Consider the following 24,396-nt stretch of genomic DNA (forward strand, 5'->3'; position numbering starts at 1 on the left):
GCGGACGTGCAACCGTAGAACGCCTCGCAAAAGGGGAGGTTCCCACCCCCCCGAAATTTTTTGTTCATACCATAAGCGTCCTGTGAAATTGCCTACCAGTCGAGCACTTTGAGCTTTTGTTCACCCGTTGAGCGCGGCGTCGAACATCGCCTCATAGTCGGCCCGCGACACCGGCCGGGCGTTGCTGGCGGTGGAGTGGTCGGCCAGGGCGCCGGCCACGGCGCGCTCGCGATGCGCCTCGGTCACGCCCATCTGCCGCAGGCTCCGCGGCAGGCCGAGCCTGGCGTTGAGATCCTCGATCGCGCCGGCGAGGTCGGCGTCCTCCGCCAGCCCCATCGCCCGGGCCAGGCGCGGATACTTGTCCGCGGCCGCCGGGGCGTTGAAGCGCAGCACCGCCGGCAGGATCACGGCGTTGAGCGTGCCGTGGTGCAGCACCGGGTTCGGAAGGGCGCCGAGCGCGTGCGACAGGCCGTGCACCGCGCCCAGCCCCTTCTGGAAGGTCAGGCCGCCTTCCAGCGCCGCCATCATCATCTCGGCCCTCGCCTCGCGGTCGCCGCCATCGGCCACCGCCCGCGGCAGGAAGCGCATGGCGCGGGCGGCACCGTCCAGCGCGATCGCGTCGGCCGGCGGATTGTGGCGCGGCGACAGGAAGGTCTCGATGCAATGGGTCAGCGCGTCCATGCCGGTCGCGGCGGTCAGCAGCGGCGGCAGGCCCAGCGTCAGCTCCGGGTCGCAGATGGCGCGGGCCGGGATCAGATGCGGGCTGATCAGCGCCAGCTTGCGGCCGTCGCGCAGCGTGATCAGGGCGCCGCGGCCGACTTCGCTGCCGGTGCCGGCGGTGGTCGGGATCGCGACCAGCGGCGCCACCGGCCCGATCCGGCTGGCGCCGCCCTCGATCAGCGCGTATTCGGCCAGCTGCCCGGCATGGGTGGCTCGCAGCGCCACCGCCTTCGCCAGGTCCATGGCCGAGCCGCCGCCGAGGGCGACCAGCCCATCGCAGGCGGCGTGCTTGTAGGCGTCGAAGGCCTTGTCGACCGCCGCCTCGGTCGGGTTGCCGGGGGTCTCGGTGAACAGCGCATAGCCCTCGGGCAGCATGCCGCGGACCCGGTCGAGCAGCGGCAGCCGGGCAATGCCCGGATCGGTGACCAGCAGCGGCTTGCGGATGCCGAGCTCGGCCAGCTCCTGCGGCAGCAGCTCGACGGCGCCCCAGCCGAAGCGGGTGGTGGTCAGATAGGTGATGGTGTCGGCCATCGCACTGGTCCTTCTGCGGAGTCGAGGGGAACCCTAGAGGATGCCGCCCGCCATCGGAAGCCGCGCAAAGCCTTTGCGCGGCGCGGCGCAATACGCAAACCGATCGACCGGACCCGGCGATAAGCTGCCGCCGCAACCATCCGGGACCCGCCATGACCTCCTCCGCCATCGACCATGCCCGCCTGCTCGCCCGGCTGCAGCGCCTGGGCGCCATCGGCGGCGGCCCCTCCGGCGGCCCGACGCGGCTGGCCCTGACCGATGCCGACCGGGCCGGCCGCGACCTGGTGGCCGGCTGGATGCGCGACGCCGGGCTGGAGGTGCGGATCGACCGGATCGGCAACATCTTCGGCCTGTGGCCCGCTTCCGGCGCCGATCCGGTGATGGTCGGATCGCACATCGACACGGTGATCGACGCCGGCATCTATGACGGCTGCTATGGCGTCCTGGCCGGGCTGGCGGTGGTCGAGGCCTTGCGAGAGGCCGGCGCCGTTCCGGCGCGGCCGGTCGCGGTCGCCGCCTTCACCAATGAGGAGGGGGTGCGGTTCCAGCCGGACATGATGGGGTCGCTGGTCCATGCCGGCGGGCTCGACCTCGACGCCGCCCTGGCCACGGCCGGCACCGACGGCAAGGAGCTGGGCGAGGAGCTGGCGCGCATCGGCTATGCCGGCGACCTGGAGCCCGGGTCGATCCGGCCGGCCTGTTACCTGGAGCTTCACATCGAGCAGGGCCCGGTGCTGGAGGCGGAAGGGCTGGCCATCGGCGCCGTCGACTCGCTGCAGGGCATCTCCTGGCAGCGCATCACCATCACCGGCGCGGCCAATCATGCCGGCACCACGCCGATCGCGGCCCGCCGCGACGCCGGCCTGGCCGCCGCCCGCGTCATCGCCCATCTGCGCGACCGGGTGGCGGGCGCCAATGCCGGCACGCTGGCCACCGTCGGGTCGCTGCGGCTGGAGCCGGACGCGATCAACGTGATCCCGTCGCGCGCGGTGTTCACGGTCGACCTGCGCGACCCGGAGGAGGAGCGGCTGCAGGCCGCCGAGGCGGAGCTGGCCGGCTATCTCGACAGGCTGGCCGCGACCGAAGGCGTCGAGGTGGCGACGGAGCGGCTGGCCCGGTTCAGCCCGGTGCGGTTCGACCCGGAGCTGGTGCGGCTGATCGCCGAGGCGGCGGAGCGGCGCGGCCTTGGCTGGCGGCGCATGACCTCCGGCGCCGGGCACGACGCGCAGATGATCGCCCGGATCGCGCCCGCCGCCATGATCTTCGTGCCCAGCCGCGGCGGCATCAGCCACAACCCGGCGGAGTTCACCGAACCCGACAAGCTGGCCGCCGGCGCCGATGTGCTGCTGGACGTGGTGGCGGGGTTGGTGGGTCGACAGGTGTAGGTTGTTGGCAGCGTGCCCCCCACCCTCCCTATTCTATTGTCATCCTCGGGCTTGACCCGAGGATCCAGGGGCTTTCGAGAGCCGCTCTCGGTGGCCCCTGGATTGCCGGGTCAAGCCCGGCAATGACAGAAAAGGAAGAGGCCTTCTAAGCACCTAGGCGCGGATCAGCGTCCCGACGCCGCCTTCGGTGAAGACCTCGAGCAGCACCGCGTGCGGCACGCGGCCGTCCATGATCACCGCGCCCTCGACCCCCTGCTCGACCGCCGAGATGCAGGTCTCGAGCTTCGGGATCATGCCGCCGGAGATGGTGCCGTCGGTCATCAGCTCGCGCGCCCGGGCCAGCGGCAGCTCCTGGATCAGCTTCTTGTCCTTGTCCAGCACGCCGGCGACGTCGGTCAGCAGGAAGAAGCGGGTGGCGTTCAGCGCCGCGGCGATGGCGCCGGCCGCGGTGTCGGCGTTGATGTTGTAGCTCTCGCCACGCGGGCCGACGCCGATCGGCGCGATCACCGGGATGAAGTCGCTGTCCTCGAACGCCTCCAGGATCTCCGGGTTCACCGCCGCCGGCTCGCCGACGAAGCCGAGGTCGAGGATGCGCTCGATGTTGCTGTCGGGGTCGCGCTTGGTGCGCTGCAGCTTGCGGGCCGAGATCAGCGCCCCGTCCTTGCCGGAGACGCCGACCGCCTTGCCGCCGACCGACTGGATGGCCGAGACGATCTGCTTGTTGATGTTGCCGGACAGCACCATCTCGACCACATCGACGGTGTTGCGGTCGGTGATGCGCAGCCCGTCGACGAATTCCGACTTGATCTGCAGCCGCTCCAGCATCGCGCCGATCTGCGGGCCGCCGCCATGCACCACCACCGGGTTGATGCCGACCTGCTTCAGCAGCACGACGTCGCGGGCGAAGCTCTCGGTCAGCGAGTCGTCGCCCATGGCGTTGCCGCCGTATTTGATCACGAAGGTGGCGCCGGCGTAGCGGCGCATGAAAGGCAGCGCCTCGACCAGGGTCTGGGCCTTGTCGAGCGAGGCGGCGGGCAGGTTGGGCGGGGCGGCGAAAGGCTTGGTCATCGGGCTCGGGTCCTGCTGGTGCGATGGTTCGGAAATTTGTGGCACGGCGTGCCACAGATTTCCGAAGCTGAATCGCACCAGTATCTTAAATATTCGTGTCGCGAAGCGACACGGGCGGTTGCCGGCGCCCCTCTCATGCCCCAGCGCGCGGCCGCGATCAACCGCCGAGAGAAGCCTTGTCCGCTTGCGGCACCTCTCCGGAACGCCCCCCAACCGTCATTGCGAGGAGGCGAAGCCGACGAAGCAATCCAGGGGCCGGTGCGAGCCGCCCTGGATTGCTTCGCTGCGCTCGCAATGACGGTGTTGGGAATTGTGAGAGGTCTCCCCCTCAGCCGTTCTTCGCGATCTCCGCCAGGAAGGCGCGCAGCTCGGGGATGCCCTCGCCGCTGTCGCTGCTGGTCAGCAGCACCTTCGGGAAGGCGGCCGGGTGGCGCTTCAGCGCCGCCTCGACCTCCGGGATCCGGCGCTGCCGCTCGCCCTTGCCGACCTTGTCCATCTTGGTCAGCACCACCCGGGTGGCGACGGCGGTGTCGTCGAGCAGCTTCAGGATCTCCTCATCGGAGTCCTTGATGCCGTGCCGGCCGTCGACCAGCACCAGGGCCCGGCGCAGCGTCGGCCGGCCGCGCAGATAGCCCTTCAGCGTCTCGGTCCAGCCCTGGACCAGCGATTTCGAGACCTTGGCGTAGCCGTAGCCGGGCAGGTCGACCAGCGACAGCCGGCCACCCAGGTCGAAGAAGTTGAGCTGCTGGGTGCGGCCCGGGGTGTGGCTGGTGCGGGCCAGGGTCTTCCGGCCGGTCAGCGCGTTGACCAGGCTGGACTTGCCGACGTTGGAGCGGCCGGCGAAGGCGATCTCCGGCAGGCCCGTGGGCGGCAGGTCGGACAGCGAGGCCGAGCCCCAGGTGAAGCGGCACTCCTGCGCGAAGAGCAGCCGCCCCGCCTCGATCGCCTCGGGCCCGAACGCCTCGCTTTCGGCCGCCTGCGGTTCCGTCACCCCTTGCGGCCCGCCGGCTTGCGGGTGGCGGCGGGCTTCGCCGCGCCCTCGCCGCCCTTCTTCCGGGCGACCGACGGCGGCGGCGCCGGCGGCTCGGCGCCTTCCTCCAACCCGCCCGAGATCTTCACATGCATGCGCTTCATGATCGACCACTGCTGCAGGATCGTCAGCGTGTTGTTCCAGGCCCAGTAGATCACGAGGCCGACCGGGAAATGCGCCAGCATGAAGGTGAAGACGACCGGCAGCAGCATGAACACCCTGGCCTGGACCGGGTCGGCCGGCGCCGGGTTCAGCTTCTGCTGCAGATACATGGTCACGCCCATGATCAGCGGCCAGGCGCCGATCATCAGCATCGCCGGCGGCGCCCAGGGGATCAGGCCGAACAGGTTGAACAGCGAGGTCGGGTCGGGCGCCGACAGGTCGTGGACCCAGCCGAAGAACGGCGCGTGCCGCATCTCGATGGTGACCAGCAGCACCTTGTACAGCGCGAAGAACACCGGGATCTGGATCAGGATCGGCAGGCAGCCCGCGGCCGGGTTGACCTTCTCGCGCTTGTACAGCGCCATCAGCTCCTGCTGCTGCTTCACCCGGTCGTCGGCATAGCGCTCGCGCAGCTTCATCATCTCCGGCTGCAGCGCCTTCATCTTCGCCATCGAGCGGTAGGACTTGTCCGCCAGTGGGTAGAAGAGCAGCTTCAGCGCCAGGGTGAAGATCAGGATCGCGACGCCGAAATTGCCGACGATGCCGTGGATCCAGGCCAGGATCTTGAAGAACGGCTTGGTCAGGAACCAGAACCAGCCGAAATCGATGGCGAAGTCGAACTTGGTGATGTTGAGCGTGTCGGCGTAGCTCTCGATCAGGTCGACTTCCTTGGCGCCGGCGAAGACGCGGCCGATCGATTCCGCGGTCTGCCCCGGCGCCACCGTCACCGGATCGGCCTGGTAGGTGGCGAGGTAGCGGCCCTCGCCGTCGGACTGGTGCAGGAACTGGGTGTCGACCTTGACCGACTGGTCCGGCACCAGCGCCACCAGCCAGTACTTGTCGGTGAAGCCGAGCCAGCCGCCGGTGGTGGTGTTACGGACGGCCTTGTCGTCCTGGATGTCCTTGTAGGTCTTCTCCTCCAGCGTGCCGTTGAACACGCCGTAGGGGCCCTCGTGCAGCACGAAGTAGCCCTGGGTCACCGGCGTGCCGAAGCGCAGCACCCGGCCGTAGGAGGCCAGCTGCACCGGCTTGTCGGTGTTGTTCACGACCCGCTGGACCACCGTGAACATGTAGTTGGCGTCGATCGAGACGGTGCGCTCGAACACCAGCCCCTGGCCGTTGTCCCAGCGCAGCGTGACCGGCGAATCCGGAGTCAGCGCCTCGCGGTCGGCGGTCCAGACCGTGTTCGCGCCCGGCACCGGCACCGAGGGGTCGACCGGCGCCCAGCCGTAGTCGGTGTAATAGGGAGACGGGCCGCCGAGCGGGGTCAGCAGCACGATCTCCGGGCTCTTCGGGTCGACCGTCTCCCGGTAGTCGCGCAGGGTGACGTCGTCGATCCGGCCGCCGGTCAGGTTGATCGAGCCGTGCAGGCGCGGCGCCTCGATCTTGACGCGGCCGGTCTGGGCCAGCGCCTGGGCGCGGTCCATCGGCGCCTGCGCCGCGGCGCCGACCGAGGTCGGGGCCTGCGGCGACGCGGTCGAGGTGGTGGTGGCCTGCTGCTGCGGCGCCGGGGTCGGCTGCGGCGCCGGGAACAGGAACTGGAAGCCGAGAAGGATGGCCAGCGAAAGGGCGATCGCCAGGATCAGGTTCTTCTGGTCGGTCATCGCATCAGGGCTCCGGTCCCGGCCTCTGCCCCTTGATCTGGCCGGCCGGTCAGTCGTCGAATACGGTCAGGTGTCGGTGGGCCGGGCCGCGCCGCAGCAGGCGTCATGGCCCCGTCCACCGGCATGTCTGGTCAGGGTGTCGGGCACGGGGTCATACCCCGACCCACCCCAGGGGTGGCAACGCGCGATGCGCCGCAGGGCCAGCCAGCCCCCGGCGATCGCACCGTGCCGCTCAATAGCCTCGATCGCGTAGGCGGAGCAAGTGGGCTCGAACCGGCATTGCCGCCCGATCAGCGCCGACAGGCTGTAGCGGTAGACGATCACGAGCGCGCGCGCCAGATGGGCCAGCGGGCTCATGCCCCGGCCTCCTGCGTCTCCGCCTTCGGGCGCACGGCGCCCAGCTTCTGCAAGGCGCGGTCGAGATCGGCGACGAGATCGGCGAAGGGCCGGCGGATGGTCTCGCCGCGGGCGATCAGCACCAGGTCCTGGCCCGGCGCCGCCCGGCGGCCCAGCACCTCGGCGGCGGCGGCGCGCAGACGGCGGCGCGCCCGGTTGCGGGCGACCGAGTTCCCGACCTTGCGGCTGGCGGTGTAGCCGACGCGGAGGTCGCAGCCGGCCGCGGCCTCCGATCCGCCTTCGGCCTCGTCCCAGCGGCGCGCCTGGACGATCACGCCGGGCGCCGCCCATTTCCGGCGGCTCGCGGCCACGGCCAGGAACTCGGCCCGCTTCTTCAGCCGGCCGAGCCGATTCAGGCCAGGATCGTCAAGGCGGACGCGCATCCGGTCACCCCGGCCGCGGGCCTGGAATTACGCGGAGAGGCGCTTCCGGCCCTTGGCGCGACGATTGGACAGCACGCGGCGGCCGCCGACGGTCGCCATGCGGGCGCGGAAGCCGTGGCGGCGCTTACGCACCAGCTTGCTCGGCTGATAGGTTCTCTTCACGGTCGGAACTCCGGATGGCTCACTGCGCCCTTCCGGACGCAAAACGGTCGCGGGTTATAGGCACGCGCGGCGCGCGAGTCAATCGATCCGCCTGCGGATCGGTGCGGGGATGCGCAGGACGCGGATCTTCCGGTAGATTGCCGCCATGGCATGGAATCCGACCCACACCCTGAAATTCGCCGGGCCGCGGCTGCAGCCCGGGCTCGACCTCATCACCCGGTTGCCGGACATCGAGGCGAAGCGGATCGTCGATCTCGGCTGCGGCAACGGTGCCCTGGCCGCCCAGCTGGCCGAGCGCTGGCCGCGCGCCGCGGTCACCGGGCTCGACCGCGACCGCAACGCGCTGCGCGAGGCGCGGGCGACCCATCCGGATCTGGACTGGGTCGAGGGCGACATCGCCGACTGGACGCCGGCCGAGCCGGTGGACCTGATCTTCTCCAACGCCGCGCTGCAATGGGTGGAGGGGCACGAGGCGCTGTTCCCCCGCCTGCTCTCCTTCCTGTCCCCCGGCGGCGTCCTGGCGGTGCAGATGCCGCGCAACCACGACGCACCGAGCCATGTGCTGATGCGGGCGCTGGCGTCGGAGCCGCCCTGGGCCGGCCGGATCCCGCTGCGCCGGCCGCCGGTCGGCACCCCGGCCGCCTATTACGACCTGCTGGCGCCGCGCACCGAAGCGCTCGACATCTGGGAGACCGAATACCTGCACGTGCTGAAGGGCGACAACCCGGTGCTGCACTGGGTGCGCGGCACGGCCCTGCTGCCGGTGATGGCGGCGCTGTCGGGGCCGGAGCTCGACGCCTTCATCGCCACCTACGCCGCCCGGCTGGCCCAGGCCTATCCGCCGCAGCCGGACGGCAGCACCCTGTTCCCCTTCCGCCGCCTGCTGCTGCTGGCCCGGGTGGGGGCGTGAACGATAACCAGAGGGGCTCCGGCTGCCCCGTCTGCGGCTTTCCCGACGTCGCCGCGTATGACGAGCATGGCTGCGCGACGTTCGAGATCTGCCCGTGCTGCGGCATCGAGTTCGGCTACGACGATGTCACGACCAGCCACTCCGAACTCCGGGCGCGATGGATCGCCGGCGGCAAGCGTTGGTGGAGCGAAAGGGAGCGGCCGCCCGGCTGGGACGCCGACGCGCAACTGGCGCGGATCGGGGAGTAGGCCGGATTCACGGCGAGCAGCGTTCTGCTATTGCTCTCCCGGCTCACGGCACATGCCGTGCAAGGTCCATTGAATCGTGCAGGATGCGCAGCACTTCGATGACGTCCTCATCGATGACCCGATAGACGAGAATGTGCCTGCCTCGGCGGCCACGCCTGGCGACACGCAATATGCGGACACCCGCCCGGACCTCGTCGCGTGCCTTGCTGTCTGGAAGGTCCGGCCCTCCTTCCAGCGCCCGGATGGCCTGGCCGATGGTTAGCTGATAGTCGCTCGCCTGCTTCGGACCGAAGGCTTGGATGGTCCAATGAAGAATAGAAGTGAAGTCATCATTGGCCGCGATGCTCAAGCGGACCCGCCAACGGCCTCCGGCCATCCTGGATCAGTCCGCCGAACCGGATTTGACTGCGTGGGATATGACTTCCTCGGCCAAGGCATTCAGGTGCCGTTCCAGATCATCCATGGAGTCGAACTCAATGTACTCTCCGCGCTCCATCGCGGCGATTCCGACATCGACCGCGGCCCGCAGGCGCTCCAGCCTGGCGGCATCTTCCTGCTCGCGCTGCTCGACGAGACGGAGCCCTTCGCGCAGGACCTCGCTGGCGTTCTGGTAGCGGCCGGACTTGACCAGACCTTCGATCAGTTCGGCCTGATGATCGGTCACGACGACGTTGCGGGTCGGCATCGCGGATGTCCTCTGAACACGGCTGCAGATCGACAAGATAAGGCGATTGGCATAATATGCCAATCGCCTCGATCGTGTTCAGCCTTGCGCTGCCCTCACTTCCCCGGCGGCTTGTACCAGGCGTCGAGCGTCTCCTGCACCTTGGCGGCCGCCTGCTCGGCGGTCATCGTGCCGTTCAGCACCTGGGCCGAAACGTTCCAGATCGCCTGGTCGACATTCGGCTTGCCGCGCGACAGGATCTGGTGCGCCAGGCGGATGTTGCCGCCGCACTTGTCCTTCCAGCCCTGGAACTCCGCCGCCAGCGGGTCCTTCAGCTCGACCTTGTGGGTCGACAGGGTGAAGAAGCCCGGCAAGGCGTTGGTGTAGAGCGTCGCGAACTCGGCCGAGGCCACCCATTCCAGGAAGGCGCGCGCCGCCTCCGGATGCTTGGTGTGGGCGTTCATGCCGAAGCCGATATCGGTGTGGTCCGAGATGAAGCAGCCGTCGCCCTCCTTCTCCACCGGCGGCGGGAAGGCGCCCATCGGGAACTCGGCCTGGGCCTCGAACAGCGGGATCTCCCAGGACCCGGCCGGGTAGATCGCGGCGCGGCCGAGGGTGAACAGGTTCTGGCTGTCCGGGTAGGACTGCGCCTCGTAGCCGTCCGGCAGGTAGGGCTTCCACTGCGCCAGTTCGGCCCAGGCGGCGACATAGGGCGCATCGGTGAACTTGGCGGTGCCGGCGATCAGCGCCTTGCGGCCGGGGTCGCCCTTCCAGTGGTTCGGGCCGATGTTCTGGAAGCCCATGGTCGCCGCTTCCCACTGGTCGGCGGTGCCGATGGCGAGCGGCGCGTACTCCCCGCCGGCCTTGATCTTGTCGAGCAGGGCGAAGAACTCCGCCCGGGTCTTCGGCGGGGCCAGGCCGAGCTCGTCGAAGATCTGCTTGTTGTAGATGAAGCCGGCGATCACCGACCCGACCGGCACGCAATAGGTCGACTTGCCGTCGTCGGTGCTCCAGGCGGTCCGCGCCTCCTCGGTGAAGGCGTCGATCCCCTTGAGGTCGTTCACCGCCGTGAGATGGCCCTTCTGGAACAGGGCCAGCGAGGCGTCGAAGGCGCGGCAGGCGACGATGTCGCCGGCCACCCCGCCTTCCATCTTCGCGTTCAGCGCGGCGTTGTACTCGGTCGGCGCCGAAGGCGCGAATTTCAGCTTGATGCCAGGATGCGACGATTCGAAGGCCGGGATGATCTTGTCCTCCCAGATCTTCAGGTCGTCGTTGCGCCAGCTCTCGATCGTCAGCGTCACGTCCTCGGCGCGGGCAGCGCCGGCCAGGACGGCGAGCGCCGCGCCCGTCATCAGGACGCGGGACAGGATGGTGGTCATTGTCTCGGGCCTCCCCATTGGATGGTCTAGACCACACGGCAGGCTGGCCCCGATTGTCAAGTCCCCGCCGCGGTCAATCGAGCTGCAGGACGATCCCCTTCAGATAGGCGCTCTCCGGCAGCAGCGGGTGCACCGGATGGTCCGGCCCGGCGCCGGACTGGCGCAGGATCCGGCCGGTCCGCCCGGCGTCGATCAGGCCGCGCGCCACCTGTTCGGCGAACAGCGCCGGGTCGACGTGATGGCTGCAGGAGAAGGCGCAGAGGAAGCCGCCGCGCTCGGTCACCCGCGCCGCGAGGCGAGCCAGCTTGGCGTAGCCGCGGGCCCCGGCGGCGAGGTCCTTCTTCGACTTCACGAAGGCCGGCGGGTCGACCACCACCACCGGCCAGCGCTCGCCCGTCGCCCCGCGGCGCTCCAGCTCGGCGAAGGCCTCGCCGCGGGCGGTCGACACCCGGTCGGCGACGCCGTTGGCGGCCGCCGCCTTCGCCGCCAGCTCCAGCGAGGGGGCCGAGCGGTCGACCAGCGTCACCGCCTCCGCCCCGGCCAGCGCCGCCTGGACGCCGAAGCCGCCGGTATGGGTGTAGACGTCGAGGAGGCGCCGGCCGCGGGCCAGCCGGGCGACGAAGGCGCGGTTGTCGCGCTGGTCGAAGAACCAGCCGGTCTTCTGGCCGCCCAGCGGGTCGGCCTCGAACCTGGCGCCGTTCTCCTCCACCGCGATCGGGCCGTCGACCGCGCCGCGCGCGACCCGCACCTCCTCCGCCAGCCCTTCCAGGCCGCGCACCGCGCTGTCGTTGCGCAGCACGATGGCGCGGGGATCGAGCAGCTCCTGCAGCGCGTCGCAGAGGGGGCCTTCCAGCCGGTCCATCAGCGCCGTGTTGCTCTGCATCACCAGCACGTCGCCGTAGCGGTCGACGATCAGCCCCGGCAGCCCGTCGGCCTCGGCATGGACCAGGCGGTAGAAGGGCCGGTCGAACAGCGTGTCGCGCAGCGCCAGGGCCGAGGCCAGGCGCCGGCGCAGGAAGGCGGTGTCGATCGCCGCGTCGGGGCTGCGGTCCAGCATGCGCACGGCGATCAGCGCGTGCCGGTTGAAGCCGCCGACGCCCAGCGCCCTGCCGTTCGCCGCCTCGACCCGCACCGGGGCGCCCAGCGGCACCTCGCGCAGCTCCGGCGTCATGGCGATCTCGTTCGAGAAGATCCAGGGATGGCCGGCGGCGACGCGCTTGTCGCGGCCGGGCTGCAGACGGATGAGCGGCAGGTCGGTCATGGCGGCGGAGCATAGGGGCGCGACCGCCGGACGGGAACCACGATCGGCGTTGACGGCGCGCCGGCCGGTCCTGTCTGCTGGCCGCCTTTCGATTCATCGGGGCCGCCGCCGAGAGACCGCCATGACCATCCGCCCGGGCCCGCGCAATTCGATCACCGACATCGCCGGCCTCGAGGTCGGCCAGGCCGAGGACCCGGCCGTGCGCAGCGGCGTCACCGTGCTGCTGCCGGAGACGCGCTGCACCGCCGCGGTCGACGTCCGCGGCGGTGGGCCGGGAACGCGCGACACCGACGCGCTGGACCCGACCTGCATGGTCGAGGCGGTGGACGCGCTGGTGCTGTCCGGCGGCTCCGTCCACGGGCTGGAGGCCGCGTCGGGCGTCGTCTCCTGGCTCGCCGCCCGCGGCCGCGGCTTCCCGGTGGGCGGGACCCGCGTGCCGATCGTGCCGGCCGCGATCCTGTTCGACCTGACCAATGGCGGCGACAAGGATTGGGGCGACACCCCGCCCTACCGTGCCCTGGCGCTGGCCGCCTGCAACGCCGCCGGGGCCGAGGTGCGCCAGGGCAATGCCGGGGCCGGCACCGGCGCCAAGACCGCGACCTGCAAGGGCGGGCTCGGCACCGCCTCCGCCATCGATCCCGAGACCGGCATCACCGTCGGCGCCCTGGTGGCCGCCAACCCGGTCGGCGCCGTGACCATGCCGGACGGCACCTTCTGGGCCTGGCCCTGGGAGCAGGACGGCGAGTTCGGCGGTCCGCACCGGCCCACCGGACCGGCGGTGCCGGAGCCGGAATTCTACCGCCATCCGGCGGCGGCCCAGCCCGAGCCCGGCGGCAACACCACGATCGGCGTCGTCGCCGTCGACGCCGCCCTGACCAAGGCCGAGGCCCGGCGCCTGGCGATCATGGCGCAGGACGGGCTGGCCCGCGCCATCCGCCCGGTGCACACGCCGATGGACGGCGACACCATCTTCGCCCTGGCGACCGGGGCCGTGCCGCTGCCCGAGCCGCGGAGCATGGCGCTGGCCCGGATCGGCGCCATCGCCGCCGACTGCGTCGCCCGCGCCATCGCCCGCGGCGTCTGGCACGCCGAGACTCTGGGCCCGCACCGGGCCTGGCGGGAGCGATACGGCAAGGCTCAAAAGCGCTGAGACAATCAGGGTTCGCTCATCGGCGCGGCCGCGCCCCCTCACCCTCCCATTCGCTGCTGCGAATGGGCCCCTCCCTCTCCCCGAGGAGAGGGAATATGAGCCGTGACCTTTACACCTCTCCCCAGGGAGAGGTCGAAATCGCGTCAGCGATTTCGGGTGAGGGGGCGGCTCTGGCCCATCCGTCCATCATCAACCTATGAGGCTTGAACCCAGACCGAACGCGCTGCCATCATCCGCCGCGAACGCGACCGGCGACGGACCGGCCGAACAGGGAGAATGCGATGGGGATCAGGGGCTTGCTCGCGACCGTCCTGGTGGCGGCCGGGCTGATCGCGACGCCGGCGCTGGCCGCCAAGGACCAGGCCGTGATCGGCATGGTGCTGGAGCCGCCGAACCTGGACCCGACCGGCGGCGCCGCCGCGGCCATCGCCGAGGTCGTCTACGCCAACGTGTTCGAGGGGCTGACCCGGATCGACGAGAACGGCCAGGTGCAGCCGGGCCTGGCCACCGAATGGACCGTGTCGGACGACGGGCTGACCTACACCTTCACCCTGCGCCGCGGCACCACCTTCCACGACGGCACCAAATTCGACAGCGAGGCGGTGAAGTTCTCGCTGGACCGCGCCCGCGCGCCCGATTCGACCAACCCGCAGAAGGCCTTCTTCGAGCCGATCCAGTCGGTCGAGACCCCGGCGCCGGACCAGGTGGTGATCACCCTGTCGCATCCGGACGGGCTGTTCCTGTTCCATCTCGGCCAGGCGGCGGCGCTGATCGTGGCGCCGAACACGGCCGCCGGCAACGGTACCCACCCGATCGGCACCGGCCCGTTCAAATTCGTCGAATGGGTGGCCGGCGACCATGTCACGCTCGAACGGACCGACGCCTATGCCGGCGAGAAGCCGAAGCTGAACCGGCTGATCTTCCGCTTCGTCGCCGACCCGGCGGCGGCCTCGGCCGCGGTGATGTCGGGCGACATCGACGCCTTCCCGAACATGCCGGCGCCGGAGACGCTGGACCAGTTCAAGGCCGATCCGCGCTTCGCGGTCGAGATCGGCACCACCGCCGGCGAGACCGTCATGGCGGTCAACCAGCGCCGCAAGCCGTTCGGCGACGTGAAGGTCCGGCGGGCGCTGGCCATGGCGATCGACCGCCAGGCGCTGATCGACGGCGCGATGTTCGGCTACGGCACCCCGATCGGCAGCCATTTCGCGCCCTATGAGCCGGCCTACAAGGACCTGACCGGCGCCTATCCCTACGATCCGGAGAAGGCCAAGGCCCTCTTGGCCGAGGCCGGCTATCCGGACGGGTTCAAGGCGACGCTGAAGCTGCCGCCGCCCGGCTATGCCCGCCGCGGCGGCGAGATCATCCAGGCGCAGCTGGCCGAGATCGGCGTCCAGGTCGAGCTGATCCCGGTGGAATGGGCGCAGTGGCTGGAGCAGGTGTTCAAGGGCTTCGACTACGACATGACCATCGTCTCGCACACCGAGGCGCTGGACATCGACATCTACGCCCGCGGCAAGGACAAGTACTATTTCGGCTACGACAACCCGGCCTTCGATCAGGTGATCCGGCAGCTGAACGGCACGGTCGATCCGGAGCAGCGAAAGGCCCTGTACCAGCAGGCGCAGCAGATCCTGTCCGACGACGAGGCCGCGGTGTTCCTGTTCCAACTGCCCAAGACCGGCGTGCGCAACGCCAAGCTGATGGGGATGTGGAAGAACAGCCCGATCGCCGCCAACGACATGACCAAGGCCTATTGGGCGGAATGAGGGGGATCCAGCTCAAATTAAGTCCCCTCTCCCCTTGCGGGAGGGGGGCAGGGGGAGGGGGTTCGCGCCGCCAGGACTGCCTGCCCCGGACAGGGCCGAAACCTTCACAGTGCGAGGCCATCAGCGTCAGCTCTCTTCGATCGACAACCCCCTCCCCCTACCCCCCTCCCGCAAGGGGAGGGGGGACTAGAAGAAGCTGCTCTCGCTCCCTCTCCGTGTCCTGGAGCCGCTGATGCTCGGCTTCCTGGCGCGGCGGTTCCTGACGCTGCTGTTCACCCTGTTCGCCGCCTCGGTCGTGGTGTTCACCGTGCTCGAGGTGCTGCCCGGCGACCCGGCGCTGCTGATGCTGGGCACCGAGGCGCGCGAGGACACGCTGGCCGCCCTGCGGACCCAGATGGGCCTCGACCGGCCGGCGCCGGTCCGCTACCTCGACTGGGTCGGCGGCGCCCTGACGGGCGATTTCGGCACCAGCTACACCTACAAGATGCCGGTGGCGAAGCTGATCGGCGATCGCCTCGCGGTGACCGCCCCGCTGGCGATCCTCGCGCTGGCGCTGTCGACCGCGCTGGCCCTCCCGCTCGGCATGCTGGCCGCGGTCCGGCACAACCGGGTCGGCGACTGGGGGGTGATGGGGTTCAGCCAGCTCGGCCTCGCCGTGCCCAGCTTCTGGGTCGGGATCATGCTGATCTGGCTGTTCGCGCTGCAGCTCGGCTGGTTCGGGGCCGGCGGCTTCCCCGGCTGGTCCGCCGGCTGGGGCCAGGCCCTGCACGCCCTGGTGCTGCCGGCCGTCGCCCTGGCCCTGACCGAGGCGGCGATCCTGGCCCGCATCGTGCGCTCGGCGATGCTGGAGACGATGCGCGAGGACTATGTCCGCACCGCCCGGGCCAAGGGGCTGTCGAAGGGCGAAGTGCTGCGCCGCCACGTGCTGCGCAACGCCCTGATCCCGGTCGCCACCATCGTCGGGCTGCAGTTCGGCTTCCTGATGGCCGGCGCGGTGGTGGTGGAGAACGTCTTCACCCTGCCCGGCCTGGGCCGGCTGGCCTTCCAGGCCATCGCCCAGCGCGACCTGATCGTGGTCAAGGACGTGGTGGTGCTGCTGGCCGCCATCGTCGTCGTCGTGAACTTCCTGGTCGACGTGATCTACGCCGTGATCGACCCGCGGCCGAAGCAGGCGGGGTGACGATGGTCCGGCTGCTCGCCCATCGCGGCTTCGTCCTCGGCCTCGCCCTCTGCCTCGTCTTCATCGGCATGGCGCTGGTCAGCCTGGCCTGGACCCCCTACCCGCCGAACGCCATCGCCATTCCCCAGAAGCTGCAGGGGCCCAGCGCGCTGCACTGGCTGGGCACCGACCAGCTCGGCCGCGACACGCTCTCGCGGATCATGGTCGGCGCCCGCACCTCGGTGGCGGTCGGGGTGGTGGCGGTCGCGATCGGCCTCGTCCTCGGCGTGCCGCTCGGCCTGTGGGCCGCGGCCCGGCGCGGCTGGACCGACGAGGTGCTGGGCCGCGCCATCGACCTGACCTTCGCCTTCCCGGCGATCCTCAGCGCCATCCTGATCACCGCCCTGCTCGGCCCCGGCGCGGTCAACGCCATCCTGGCCATCGGCATCTTCAACGTCGCCGTCTTCGCCCGGGTGGCGCGCGGCGCGGCCCTGGTGGTCTATGGCCGCGACTTCGTCCGCGCCGCCCAGTCGCTGGGCCGGTCGCGCGGCGACATCGCGCTGCGGCACGTGCTGCCGAACATGGCCAACGCCCTGATCGTGCAGGCGACGATCCAGTTCGCCATCGCCATCCTGGCCGAGGCGGCTTTGGGCTATCTCGGCCTCGGCACCCAGCCGCCGCAGGCGAGCTGGGGCAAGATGCTGCTGGACGCCCAGACCCTCCTGGCCCAGGCGCCGCTGCAGGCGGTGTTCCCGGGCCTGGCCATCGCCGTCGCCGTGCTGGGGCTCAACCTGATCGGCGACGGTCTGCGCGACCTCTTGGATCCGCGGATGAAGGTCGGCCGGATCGGCTGATCGATAGAGGCAGGGTCTGCCCACCCATCACCGCCATGACGGTAAGGTCTTTGGCCGTCAGCACAAAGGCATGGACGCAAAAATCTTGCGTCATGGCACGATCATCGCGCGCACCTCCCGCAGGCGGCGGATAGGGTCACGGCATCTCCACCCCACCCTCGGGACCGACGATGAAGCTGCTGTACCAGACCCATTCCCCCTATGCCCGCAAGGTGCTGGTGATGGCGCATGAGGCCGGGCTGGCCGGCCGGATCGAGGTGATCCACCACGAGACCAGCCCGACCCGGCGCAACGAGGCGGTCTACGCCGCCAACCCGCTGGGCAAGGTGCCGGTGCTGATCTGCGAGGACGGGCTGGCGCTGTTCGACAGCGTCGCCATCTGCGACCACCTGGACAGCCTGCATGACGGCCCGAAGCTGATCCCGCCCGCCGGCCGGGCGCGGGCCCTGTCCCTGCGGCTGCAGGCGCTGGCCCAGGGGCTGGCCGATGCCGGCATCGCCCTGCGCTGGGAGACCGAGCGCCGGCCGCAGGCGCTGCGCTACCCGCCGCTGGCCGAGGGCCAGGCGGCGAAGCTGGCCGCGGCCTACGACTTCGTCGAGCGCGAGGTCGATCTCGACGGTCCGGTCGATCTCGGCCGGATCGCCCTGGCGACCGCCCTGAGCTGGCTGGAGTTCCGCGACCTGCCGGCCTTCCGCCCCGGCCGGCCGCGCCTCATGGCCTGGTTCGACGCCTTCTGCCGCCGCCCCTCGATGCAGGCGACGCCGCTGTCCGGCGAAACCCACGACTGAGATCAGGCGACGACGAGATCCGTCGGCGCCAGGGTCAGCGGCTCGCAGCCGGTGTCGGTGACCAGCACGGTCTGGCCCGAGGTCATGGCGAGGCCCCGGTCGCTGTCGTAGAGGATGATGTGGATGAAGAACACCATCCCCGGCGCCGCCGGCGTCGGGTTGCCGTGGAAGAACATCGACAACCCGGCCGCGTCCATCCAGTTCGGGGCGAAGGTGGCGCCCAGCGAATAGCCGCAGGCGTTCAGCCGGGCGTGGCGCAGCCCGGCGGCGTCGGCCACCCGGGCATGGGCGTCGAACACGTCGCCCAGCGGCCGGCCCGGCTTCAGCGCCGCCTTCGCCGCTTCCAGCGCCTCCACCGCCGCCTGGTGCATCGCCCGATGCTCCGGCGAGGCCTTGCCGACCAGCAGGGTGCGCATCAGGCAGGCGTGGTAGTGGCGGTAGGTGCCGGCGAATTCCAGCGTCAGCTGGTCCTCGGCCGAGAGGTGGCGCCGGCCGGTGAAGTAGCGGCACATCAGGGCGCCGGGGCCGGAGCCGATGATGAACTCGTTGGCCGGGTCGTCGCCGCCGCCGCGCCAGACGGCGCCCTGCATCGCCGCCAGGATGTCGCCCTCGAAGGCGCCGGGCTTCGTCAGCTTCACCGCTTCGTCATAGGCGGCGTCGGCCAGCTTCGCCGCCTCGCGCACATAGGCCAGCTCGGCCGGGCTCTTGATCAGCCGGAAGCGGGAGACGAGGTCGGAGGCGTCCTCATGCGCGGCATAGCCGTCGAGCTTGGCCTTCAGCCGGAAGCCGAGCGCCGCGGTCAGGCCGTAGGCGTCCCATTCGACCCCGACCTTGCCGCCGCGGACCTTGTGTTCGTCGAGGATCGCCAGCAGGTCGTCCGCCGGCTCCGACCCCGCGCGGTCGACCCAGACGCGGACATCATCGATCACCGAGGTGAAGCGCGCCTGGCGCTCGTCCGCCGAGCGGGTCAGCAGCGTCATCCGCCCGTCGGCACCGAGCCACAGGCACTGGAAATAGACGTAGCCGAAGGTGTCGTAGCCGGTCAGCCAGTACAGCGACTCCTGCCGGAACACCAGGAGGCCGTCGAGGCCGCGGGCGGCGATCTCGGCACAGACGCGGCGGCGGCGGTCCGCCAGCTCCGACGCCTCGAAATGGATCGGCATGGCGGCCTCGCCTCAGCTCTTCTGGGCCCGGATCTCCGCGATCGGCTCGACGTAGCGGTACTCGATGTCCCAGGGGAAGAAGATCCAGGTGTCCTGGCTGACCTCGGTGATGAAGGTGTCGACCAGCGGCCGCCCGGCCGGCTTGGCGTAGATCGTGGCGAAATGCGCCTTCGGCATCAGGTCGCGCACCACCCGGGCGGTGCGGCCGGTGTCGACCAGGTCGTCGACCAGCAGCCAGCCCTCGCCGTCGCCCTCGACCGGCGGCTTCAGCACCTTGGACTCGCGCGCGTTCTGGTGGTCGTAGGTCGAGACGCAGACCGTGTCGATCAGCCGGACGTCGAGCTCGCGCGCCAGGATCGCGGCCGGCACCAGCCCGCCGCGGGTGATCGCGACGATGCCCTTCCACGGCCCCATCTCGGCCAGGCGCCAGGCCAGGGCGCGGGCGTTGCGGTGCAGCTCCTCCCAGGAGACCGGAAAGTCCTTCCGGAACGTCGCGTGCTCGGCCATGTACGGATCTCCACCACCCTGGGAAATGGCGCTTCATAGCGCAACCGGTCCGGCATCGGAAGGGGATGGCCTTGATCTCGCCATGCTCGGCGGCGAATCTCCGTCAGCAGCCTTCCCGGCTGTACCGTAGCCAGAGAGTGGAATGCTCCGTCTCGTCCTGACCGCCGGCCTTCTCGCCGTCCTCGCCGTGCCGGCCCTCGCCGCCGAATCCTGCGACGTCAACGCCGAATCCGCGGCCGTGGTCGCCGCCTGGGGCGCCAAGGTGCGCGACGGCTCCCTGCCCGAGGACAAGCTGGCCGAGATCTCCAACAAGATCCAGTCGCTGCCCTCGATCAGCGCCCAGGACCCGAACAAGGCCTGCGCCGTGCTGGCCGAGATCAAGCGCGACCTGGGGCTGTAGGCCGCGGCCTTCCCTTACCGGAACCCGACGATGTCCAGCGCCCGCTGGACCTTCTCGGCCGGCCAGCGCCTGACTTCGCCCGGCGGCTCCCGGCGGCTGGTGACCGACGTCCCCTCGCCCGGGCCGAGCGTGACGGAGCCGGCGTCGGTCGCGACCTGGACCGAACCGTCGAGGACGAGGACGCCGAAGGCGCCGTCGATCGGGCCGGCGAAGAAGCGGGTGCCGCGCACCCCGAGCGTGGCGACGCCCGTCTCGATCGTCACATTGTTGTCCGGCGCCTGCTCGACCCCGCCGCCGACGAACAGGAAGGCGCCCTGCAGCCGGCGCAGCGCCAGCGCGGCGCCGCCATCCGCCCCGGCATAGGCGAAGCGGTCGACCAGGAGACGCGCCGCCGGCCCGAGCGTCAGCTCGGTGCCGTCGTCGAGGCTGACCTGCAGCCGCGACTGCGGGCCGGTCCACAGCGTGTCGTCGAGGAACACCGGCGAGGCCGGGTCGAGCAGCCGGTCCTCGCCCTGGTAATAGGCGCCGGCCGCCGGCTCGAGCCGGTCGACCTGGCCGATCTTCGGACGGTCCTGGGCCAGGGCCGCGGCCGGCAGCAGCAGGCAGGCGAGGACGAACCCGACGGGGCGCAAGAAACGTGACATCGCAATCTCCCTTTCGGAGAGATGATGGCGCGGGGAACGACCATACGGTGTGACCGTGGTCATTTCGCGGCGCGCCCGCCCTTCCCGTGATGGCGGACAGCCCGTATCCTATGCAGCGACTGCAGGAGAGTCCGAGTGGCCACCGTCCCGCCGGCGGAGAGGCGTCGCCTTCTGTCCGAGACCCCGTTCTTCGCCGCCTTCCCCGAGGCCCAGCGCGATGCCCTGGCCGGCCGCCTGGCCGAGCGCAGCCATGCGGACGGCGACACCATCTTCCTGCGCGGCGACGAGGGCACGAGCCTGATGATCGTCGCCTCCGGCCGGGTCGCGCTGCGCCTGACCTCGCCGCAGGGGCGCGAGATCCTGCTCGCCATCCTCGAGCCGGGCGAGATCTTCGGCGAGATGTCGCTGCTGGACGGCCGCGGCCGCAGCGCCGATGCCGTCGCCTTCGGCCCGTGCCGGCTGCTGAGCCTGGAGCGTCGCGACGTGCTGCCGGTGCTGCGGGAATCGCCGGAGGCCTGCATCCGCCTGCTCGACCTGCTGACCAACCGGCTGCGCCGCACCAGCGATCAGCTGGAGGGCGTGGCCCTGCTGAACCTGCCGTCGCGGCTGGCGCGGCTGCTGCTGACCCTGTCCGAGGCCCATGGCGCCCGCAGCCCGCGGGGCGAGGTGCTGCTGCCGCTGGCCCTGTCGCAGCGCGACCTCGGCCAGCTGATCGGCGCCAGCCGCGAGAAGGTCAACCTGCAGCTCGGCCGCTGGGCCGCCGAGGGGCTGCTGCGGCGGGAGGAGGGGGCGGTCGTGATCTGCGACACCGAGGCGCTCGCCGACATCGCCGACGCCGGGACACCCTGACCCGATGCGCCGCCGGTGGCGCCGCTTCGCCCCGATCCTGCCCGGGCTGCTGGTCCTGGCCGGGCTGATCGGGCTGCGCCTGGCCGATCCGACCCCGGTCGAGGCGCTGCGGCTGCAGGGCTTCGACCTGTTCCAGCGCCTGGCGCCGCGCGCCTACGACCCCGACGTGCCGGTCCGGGTGATCGCCATCGACGACGAATCGCTGCGCCGCCTCGGGCAATGGCCGTGGCCGCGCGACCGCCTGGCCCGGCTGGTCGACCGGCTGGCCCAGGCCGGAGCGGCGGCGGTCGTCCTCGACCTCATCCTGGCCGAGCCGGACCGCACCGCCCCGGCCCGGATCGCGGAGCTGCTGTCCGGCCGCGCCGACCCGGCCGTGCTGGCGGCGCTGACCAAGGAGCTGCCGGATCCCGACCACGACCTGGCCGCGGCGCTCGGCCGCGCCCGCAGCGTCGTCGCCTTCGCGCTGGCCGAGCAGCCGGGCCGGGCGCCGCAGATCACCGCCAGCTTCGCCGAGATCGGGCCGGCGCGGCAGCGGCTCGACCGCTTCGCCGGGGCGGTGCCGAGCCTGCCGGAGTTCGAGGCGGCGGCCTCGGGCAACGGCAGCATCGGCGCCTCTGCCGGCCGCGACGAGGTGCTGCGGCGGCTGCCGGCCGTGGGCCTGCTCGGCGACGCGCTGATCCCGTCCCTCGCGGTCGAGGCGCTGCGGGTTGCCCAGGGAGCGGGCACGGTGACGCTGCGGGCCTCGGCCAACGGCTCCGGGCTGGACGCGGTCCGGGTCGGCGAGGTGATCCTGCCGGTGGCGCCGGACGGCCGGTTCTGGCTGCACTTCACCCCGGACACGCCGGCCCGCCGGGTGCCGGCCTGGCGGGTGCTCGACCCCGCCGTGCCGGATGCCGAGCTCGCCGCCGCGCTGCGCGGCCGGATCGTGCTGGTCGGCGTCACCGCCGCCGGTTTCGGCGACACCGCGCTGACGCCGCTGCGCGACCGTATCGCCGGCGTGATCGCCCATGCCGAGGCGCTGGAACAGGTCCTGCTCGGCCGTCCCCTGACGCGGCCGGCCTGGGCGACGGCGCTGGAGGTCGGCCTGCTGCTGGCGTTAGGCCTCGGCCTGATCGCGTCCTGGCGGCGGCTGCCGGCGATCGCCTCGGGCGGGCTGGCGGTGCTGGCCGCGGCCGGCATCGCGGTCGGCGCCTTCCTGGCCTATCGGCGGGCCGGGCTGCTGCTCGACCCCACCCTGCCGGCGCTCGGCCTGCTGCTGACCCACGGCGCGGTCGCGGCGACGGCGCAGTGGCGGGTCGAGCGCGACCGCCGCGCCATCCGCGCCGCCTTCGCCCGCTACCTCGCCCCGACCCTGGTGGCCCGGCTGGCCGAGCATCCGGAACGGCTGCGGCTCGGCGGCGAGTGGCGGGAGATGTCCTTCGTCTTCACCGACATCGCCGGCTTCACCGCCTTGAGCGAGGTGGTGCCGCCGGAGCGGCTGGTGGCGACGCTGAACGCCTATTTCGACGGCGTCTGCGGCTGCGTCCTGGCTGCCGGCGGCACCATCGACAAGATGGTGGGCGACGCGCTGCACGCGATGTTCGGCGCTCCGGTGGACCAGCCCGACCACGCCGAGCGCGCCGTCGCCTGCGCCCTGGCGATCCACCGCTTCGCCACGGGTTTCGCCGCCGCCCGCCGGGCCGAGGGCATGCCCTTCGGCGAGACCCGTATCGGCGTCGCCACCGGCGGCGCGGTGGTCGGCAATTTCGGCAGCCGGCACCATTTCGACTACACCGCCTACAGCGAGGCGGTGAATCTGGCGGCGCGGCTGGAAGACGCCAACAAGGCGCTGGGCACGCCGCTCTGCGTCACCGCCGCGACGGCCGCGGCCTGCCCGGATCGGGCGTTCCGGCCGGTGGCGCGGCTGGCGCTGCGCGGCGTCCGCGCGCCGGTCGAAGCGATGATCCCGGACGAACTCTGCCCCGCTCCCGCCGAGGCCTATGCCGCGGCCCATGCGGCGCTGCGCCGGGGCGAGGCCGTGGCCGCCGCGCTGTTCGCGGCGCTGGCTGCGGAGCACCCGGGTGACCCGCTGGTGCGGCTGCATGCCCGCCGCCTGATGGAAGGGGCGAAGGACGACCTGATCGCGATCGGCTGAGAGTCCGCCGGTCGTCGCAGCTCAGCGCCGGCGTCGCCGCGGACGGATCGCAACCGTCTGGCGGGTCGGCGCCCACACCGTCCAGCGCGGCGGCTGGATCACCCAGCGATGCGAGATCTGCGTCGGCCGCACGGCCTCGTCGTCCTGCCGGGCGGCGCGGCACAGGGCGAGGCCGTAGAGCAGGGCGAGCGCAAGGCCGCCGATGGTGAGGAGAGCCGCGAGCATCATCCGTTCCTCCTGTCCAGCAAACGATCAGGCGGCCCGGCGGGTTCCCATTCAGCCCCGATCGCCGGCTCGTGCGATTTCCCCTCCCCGCGCGAAGGGGTCGGTTCATCGAGACGTCGTGCAGCCCGCTCCAGGAGAGACATTCTACCGGAAACCGAACTCATTTCTTGGGAATCGGCCTTGAATGATCCCAACCGGCGTCTTTCCATTCACGACGACGTATATCTCATCCCTGAGCCTTCTTATGGAGAGATATGTCGTTCGGTCACAATTCTTGCTCACGCTTTGAAGCTGTCCGCTCGGCGTTATGAAGCCGACCATTACGCCATCCACGCCATAGACTGCGAAACCGGCCCTTTCGGGAGAAACGCGGCCCTTCAGCGCGCCATAGACCTTCGGAGCATCAAAGCCGGCGTAGCTGACGATCGCATATTCATGGCGAAGACGCTTGGGATCGTCGTCATCGTATTTCGGAACGATATCGAGTCTTACCTCGTCGAAGAAGATGTCGGCGATCTCGCAGGTCTGTGCGGCGAGCGGACGAACGCCCAGCGGCCAGAGCGAAGCTGCGCCGAGGGCGATGAGGATGCCTGATCGAAAACGCATGGCCTGCCCCTCAGGACCGACCGGGGACGTATCCTCGGATCAGCGCCGCAATCTTGCTCCCTTTGATGCGGCCTCGCCAACTGCCTTGGCGCGATCGGGCCACACCGCAGCGAGCCGAGATTGCATCCGGCTGCTGGCCGAAAGGATCGGGTTTTCGGGAGCTGGCTGGGGCGCTAGGATACGCAGACAGCCTGTTCTCAACCCCTTCAATATCCTATTTCTTATTGCATTTCAAAGAGCTATGC

General features: G+C 70.9%; 27 protein-coding genes. 11 read left to right on the forward strand and 16 right to left on the reverse strand.

What is annotated here, in order from left to right:
* Positions 1 to 120: 120 nt before the first annotated feature.
* Positions 121 to 1,251 carry an iron-containing alcohol dehydrogenase gene (locus G537_RS0104940; protein WP_026869157.1) on the reverse strand — a complete coding sequence of 377 codons (1,131 nt, stop codon included), beginning with the start codon at positions 1,249 to 1,251 and terminating at the stop codon, positions 121 to 123.
* A 152-nt stretch (positions 1,252 to 1,403) separates the two neighbouring features.
* On the opposite strand from G537_RS0104940, the gene G537_RS0104945 reads away from it, so the two are divergent.
* Positions 1,404 to 2,636, forward strand: a complete 1,233-nt coding sequence (locus G537_RS0104945) for a Zn-dependent hydrolase (protein ID WP_026869158.1) — start codon at positions 1,404 to 1,406, stop codon at positions 2,634 to 2,636.
* Between the two features lie 153 nt (positions 2,637 to 2,789).
* On the opposite strand, the gene argB is transcribed toward G537_RS0104945, so the two are convergent.
* The 6 genes from argB to rpmH form a co-directional block, all read right to left on the reverse strand.
* Positions 2,790 to 3,704, reverse strand: coding sequence for an acetylglutamate kinase (gene argB, locus G537_RS0104950; RefSeq protein WP_051247908.1), 915 nt, complete (start codon positions 3,702 to 3,704; stop codon positions 2,790 to 2,792).
* Positions 3,705 to 4,032: 328 nt separating this feature from the next.
* Positions 4,033 to 4,695, reverse strand: coding sequence for a ribosome biogenesis GTP-binding protein YihA/YsxC (yihA, locus tag G537_RS0104955; RefSeq protein WP_051247910.1), 663 nt, complete (start codon positions 4,693 to 4,695; stop codon positions 4,033 to 4,035).
* Entirely contained in the window at positions 4,692 to 6,500 is a 1,809-nt protein-coding gene (gene yidC, locus G537_RS36505; protein ID WP_064742076.1) for a membrane protein insertase YidC, read from the reverse strand. The genes yihA and yidC overlap by 4 nt, the downstream gene beginning before the upstream one ends.
* Before the next feature lie 66 nt (positions 6,501 to 6,566).
* Positions 6,567 to 6,857, reverse strand: coding sequence for a membrane protein insertion efficiency factor YidD (yidD, locus tag G537_RS36510; RefSeq protein WP_081688592.1), 291 nt, complete (start codon positions 6,855 to 6,857; stop codon positions 6,567 to 6,569).
* Positions 6,854 to 7,279 (reverse strand): ribonuclease P protein component, encoded by a 426-nt coding sequence (rnpA, locus tag G537_RS0104970; RefSeq protein WP_034850659.1) that lies wholly within the window; start codon positions 7,277 to 7,279, stop codon positions 6,854 to 6,856. The genes yidD and rnpA overlap by 4 nt, the downstream gene beginning before the upstream one ends.
* 27 nt (positions 7,280 to 7,306) lie before the next feature.
* Positions 7,307 to 7,441, reverse strand: coding sequence for a 50S ribosomal protein L34 (rpmH, locus tag G537_RS0104975; RefSeq protein ID WP_026869162.1), 135 nt, complete (start codon positions 7,439 to 7,441; stop codon positions 7,307 to 7,309).
* A 145-nt stretch (positions 7,442 to 7,586) separates the two neighbouring features.
* Between rpmH and G537_RS0104980 the strand changes: the two genes are divergently transcribed.
* Both G537_RS0104980 and G537_RS0104985 read left to right on the forward strand, forming a co-directional pair.
* Positions 7,587 to 8,351, forward strand: a complete 765-nt coding sequence (locus tag G537_RS0104980) for a methyltransferase domain-containing protein (protein ID WP_026869163.1) — start codon at positions 7,587 to 7,589, stop codon at positions 8,349 to 8,351.
* Positions 8,348 to 8,599, forward strand: a complete 252-nt coding sequence (locus tag G537_RS0104985; RefSeq protein WP_026869164.1) for a hypothetical protein — start codon at positions 8,348 to 8,350, stop codon at positions 8,597 to 8,599. Before G537_RS0104980 ends, G537_RS0104985 begins: the two co-directional genes overlap by 4 nt.
* A 43-nt stretch (positions 8,600 to 8,642) precedes the next feature.
* Here G537_RS0104985 and G537_RS0104990 read toward each other — a convergent pair whose 3' ends face one another.
* The 4 genes from G537_RS0104990 to G537_RS0105005 form a co-directional block, all read right to left on the reverse strand.
* Positions 8,643 to 8,948: a type II toxin-antitoxin system RelE/ParE family toxin gene (locus tag G537_RS0104990; RefSeq protein ID WP_211230294.1), complete on the reverse strand. Its 306-nt coding sequence runs from the start codon at positions 8,946 to 8,948 to the stop codon at positions 8,643 to 8,645.
* Positions 8,949 to 8,981: 33 nt separating this feature from the next.
* A complete protein-coding gene (locus G537_RS0104995) occupies positions 8,982 to 9,284 on the reverse strand; it encodes a type II toxin-antitoxin system ParD family antitoxin (protein ID WP_026869166.1) in 303 nt (100 codons plus the stop codon).
* Between the two features lie 95 nt (positions 9,285 to 9,379).
* Entirely contained in the window at positions 9,380 to 10,642 is a 1,263-nt protein-coding gene (locus tag G537_RS0105000) for an ABC transporter substrate-binding protein (protein WP_026869167.1), read from the reverse strand.
* 73 nt (positions 10,643 to 10,715) lie between these two features.
* Positions 10,716 to 11,903, reverse strand: a complete 1,188-nt coding sequence (locus G537_RS0105005; RefSeq protein ID WP_026869168.1) for a class I SAM-dependent rRNA methyltransferase — start codon at positions 11,901 to 11,903, stop codon at positions 10,716 to 10,718.
* A gap of 121 nt (positions 11,904 to 12,024) precedes the next feature.
* Between G537_RS0105005 and G537_RS0105010 the strand changes: the two genes are divergently transcribed.
* The 5 genes from G537_RS0105010 to G537_RS0105030 all read left to right on the forward strand — a co-directional run bounded on the left by G537_RS0105010 (position 12,025) and on the right by G537_RS0105030 (position 17,623).
* Positions 12,025 to 13,053, forward strand: a complete 1,029-nt coding sequence (locus tag G537_RS0105010) for a P1 family peptidase (RefSeq protein ID WP_026869169.1) — start codon at positions 12,025 to 12,027, stop codon at positions 13,051 to 13,053.
* A gap of 296 nt (positions 13,054 to 13,349) precedes the next feature.
* A complete protein-coding gene (locus G537_RS0105015) occupies positions 13,350 to 14,822 on the forward strand; it encodes an ABC transporter substrate-binding protein (protein WP_245578931.1) in 1,473 nt (490 codons plus the stop codon).
* Between the two features lie 232 nt (positions 14,823 to 15,054).
* The gene (locus G537_RS0105020; protein WP_026869171.1) at positions 15,055 to 16,002 is read left to right on the forward strand and encodes an ABC transporter permease; all 948 of its coding nucleotides are present in this window, start codon (positions 15,055 to 15,057) and stop codon (positions 16,000 to 16,002) included.
* 2 nt (positions 16,003 to 16,004) lie between these two features.
* Positions 16,005 to 16,835 (forward strand): ABC transporter permease, encoded by an 831-nt coding sequence (locus tag G537_RS0105025; RefSeq protein WP_051247912.1) that lies wholly within the window; start codon positions 16,005 to 16,007, stop codon positions 16,833 to 16,835.
* Between the two features lie 170 nt (positions 16,836 to 17,005).
* The gene (locus G537_RS0105030; protein ID WP_026869173.1) at positions 17,006 to 17,623 is read left to right on the forward strand and encodes a glutathione S-transferase family protein; all 618 of its coding nucleotides are present in this window, start codon (positions 17,006 to 17,008) and stop codon (positions 17,621 to 17,623) included.
* Between the two features lie 2 nt (positions 17,624 to 17,625).
* Here G537_RS0105030 and G537_RS0105035 read toward each other — a convergent pair whose 3' ends face one another.
* A complete protein-coding gene (locus tag G537_RS0105035) occupies positions 17,626 to 18,786 on the reverse strand; it encodes a M24 family metallopeptidase (RefSeq protein WP_026869174.1) in 1,161 nt (386 codons plus the stop codon).
* A gap of 12 nt (positions 18,787 to 18,798) precedes the next feature.
* A complete protein-coding gene (gene gpt / locus G537_RS0105040) occupies positions 18,799 to 19,293 on the reverse strand; it encodes a xanthine phosphoribosyltransferase (protein ID WP_026869175.1) in 495 nt (164 codons plus the stop codon).
* 142 nt (positions 19,294 to 19,435) lie between these two features.
* On the opposite strand from gpt, the gene G537_RS0105045 reads away from it, so the two are divergent.
* Positions 19,436 to 19,693: a hypothetical protein gene (locus G537_RS0105045; protein ID WP_026869176.1), complete on the forward strand. Its 258-nt coding sequence runs from the start codon at positions 19,436 to 19,438 to the stop codon at positions 19,691 to 19,693.
* 14 nt (positions 19,694 to 19,707) lie between these two features.
* On the opposite strand, the gene G537_RS0105050 is transcribed toward G537_RS0105045, so the two are convergent.
* Positions 19,708 to 20,337, reverse strand: coding sequence for a FecR family protein (locus tag G537_RS0105050; RefSeq protein WP_026869177.1), 630 nt, complete (start codon positions 20,335 to 20,337; stop codon positions 19,708 to 19,710).
* Positions 20,338 to 20,472: 135 nt separating this feature from the next.
* Here G537_RS0105050 and G537_RS36515 point away from each other — a divergent pair, with 135 nt between their 5' ends.
* Both G537_RS36515 and G537_RS0105065 read left to right on the forward strand, forming a co-directional pair.
* Positions 20,473 to 21,186, forward strand: coding sequence for a Crp/Fnr family transcriptional regulator (locus G537_RS36515; RefSeq protein ID WP_034850661.1), 714 nt, complete (start codon positions 20,473 to 20,475; stop codon positions 21,184 to 21,186).
* Between the two features lie 4 nt (positions 21,187 to 21,190).
* Positions 21,191 to 23,320: a CHASE2 domain-containing protein gene (locus G537_RS0105065; protein ID WP_034850662.1), complete on the forward strand. Its 2,130-nt coding sequence runs from the start codon at positions 21,191 to 21,193 to the stop codon at positions 23,318 to 23,320.
* A gap of 21 nt (positions 23,321 to 23,341) precedes the next feature.
* Here G537_RS0105065 and G537_RS0105070 read toward each other — a convergent pair whose 3' ends face one another.
* Positions 23,342 to 23,548 carry a hypothetical protein gene (locus tag G537_RS0105070; RefSeq protein WP_026869180.1) on the reverse strand — a complete coding sequence of 69 codons (207 nt, stop codon included), beginning with the start codon at positions 23,546 to 23,548 and terminating at the stop codon, positions 23,342 to 23,344.
* 141 nt (positions 23,549 to 23,689) lie between these two features.
* A complete protein-coding gene (locus G537_RS43500; protein ID WP_155888501.1) occupies positions 23,690 to 24,151 on the reverse strand; it encodes a hypothetical protein in 462 nt (153 codons plus the stop codon).
* Between the last annotated feature and the right edge of the window lie 245 nt (positions 24,152 to 24,396).

The sequence above is a fragment of the Inquilinus limosus DSM 16000 genome (genome assembly GCF_000423185.1).
Classification (GTDB): domain Bacteria; phylum Pseudomonadota; class Alphaproteobacteria; order DSM-16000; family Inquilinaceae; genus Inquilinus; species Inquilinus limosus.